Below are 1,850 nucleotides of genomic sequence, written 5' to 3'. Positions count from 1 at the left end.
CTAAACAGATTAAAGGAACTTTGCAGAATCGCATTAACGTTAGGATTATTGCGTAACAGCAGATATTGGTCAATGAACAATAAATCAGCACCAGTCACTCTACCGTTACCATCAATATCCGCAGCAAGTCCACTGACTGTGACAGAAGGTACTGCTAATACATCTATATTCGGGTTACTACTGCTACCAGCAAAGTTAACTTTAGTTTCTCCATCAAACCCAGCAGTGGTGGTAAAGGGAATATTTACAAAGACGCTATCACTGTCGGTGGATTGAAGAGGGCTGATAATAAACGTCAATTCCTTATCAGTGTTAGGGTCATTATCACCATTTTCCGTGTCATCAATGATAATTTTATCCCCGACTATAGTCCCCACAGAACTGGAAACATTAATATCTGTTGTATTAATATTCAGTTCTGAACTGTCAAAGTAAATTGACAATCCTACAGATATCTGCGTATCGTTAAAGTTATTAACACGATATTTTAAGGTGATCTCTCCCCATGCGGGTGTAACCTTACTACTTTGAGGAGCGATCGCCAGTTGACCGGGATTTGCTAACAAGTCATCATTAATAATTGTCCCGGTAGCAGTGGCAGTTGTAATGGTAGCGTTACTGGGGTTAGATAGGCTAACGGTAAAGGTTTCCTCTGGTTCTACTACCGTATCACCACTGACACTGACTGTAATTATTTGAGATGTTTCCCCCGCAGCAAAGGTGACTGTACCTGTGGGAAGGTTTCCGCCAAAGTCGGCTGCGTTCGCGGGGTTGGTTCCTGTACCGGTAACCGCCCAGTTAGCAGTACTGATACCTGTATCCCCTGTGCGAGTAACTGTGAAGGTAAAGGAGGTATTACCGCTGTTTCCTTCTGATTGTATGGCGGAGGTGGGGGCGATGGCGAGGGTTAGGGGTAGATTTTCACTGATATACTTAAAGTAGCTATTATTTAAAGATAAAGCAGTGATATTTTGTAGAACAGCAATTACTTCATCAGGTTCTGTTCCGGGTTTATCGATGAGAATTTGAGTATCTGCACCCTCAAGTTTTAGTAAGTAATCACTGCTTGTCCCCCGCAGTTGAATAACATCTCCCTCCGTAGGATCAAAATCGACTATTAAGGCATAATCAGCATCTCCACTAGTTAAACCGTTACTATCATCGTATCCAATCCAATCCAATTCACCGAGAATGAACTTATCCGCACCGGCTCCACCTGTTAAGATGTCAATTTCCCCAAGTCCAGGAGTGCTACTATTGGGATTAACCCCAGTAATAACGTCATCCCCTCCCCCCGTTTTAATATCATCACTGGCGGATGTACCTGTAATCTGGAATCGGTCTATATTACTGAAGCTTACATAGTCATATGCACCAGTATTATTTATGTAAGCCGATAAATTTCCCTCCCAAGCACCATTTAATAAATAAATACCACTACTAATCCCGGCTGGGTATGTGGTGTCTCCCCCATAGCTGTTGCTGGAATAGTCGATAATCAGTAAGTCATCGCCTTCTCCTCCATCAATACGATCTATACCCAATGCCCCATTAATGGTGTCGTCGCCATCCCCTGTATTGATGGTTTCATTAAAACGACCTGTAAAGGTGATAGTGTCGTTACCTGTACCGGTGATAAGGTTAGCAAATCTTTCTACGTTCTTAACTACTGTTCCGTTAGAAGATGTGAATGTGCCACCACCACTATTGTCTACCACTAAGTCCGTGGTGAAGCTGCCAAGGTCAACATAGTTGATGGTGTCAATGCCTTCCCCACCGTCTACACTGATTGACTCATAGCCTCCCCTGTCAATGGTGTCATTTTGGGGTGTACCTGTAATCTGTAATCG

General features: G+C 43.1%; 1 pseudogene. It reads right to left on the bottom strand.

Annotation, left to right across the window (positions count from 1 at the left end):
• Positions 1–1,850 (bottom strand): annotated as a pseudogene (locus NWP21_RS17450) (hypothetical protein); the annotation flags it as partial.

Source organism: Anabaenopsis sp. FSS-46, from assembly GCF_029891665.1.
In the GTDB taxonomy this organism is placed as follows: Bacteria; Cyanobacteriota; Cyanobacteriia; order Cyanobacteriales; family Nostocaceae; genus Anabaenopsis; species Anabaenopsis arnoldii.
The sequence above is the reverse complement of the archived record's forward strand: the minus strand, read 5'-3'. Positions and strand labels throughout refer to the sequence as shown.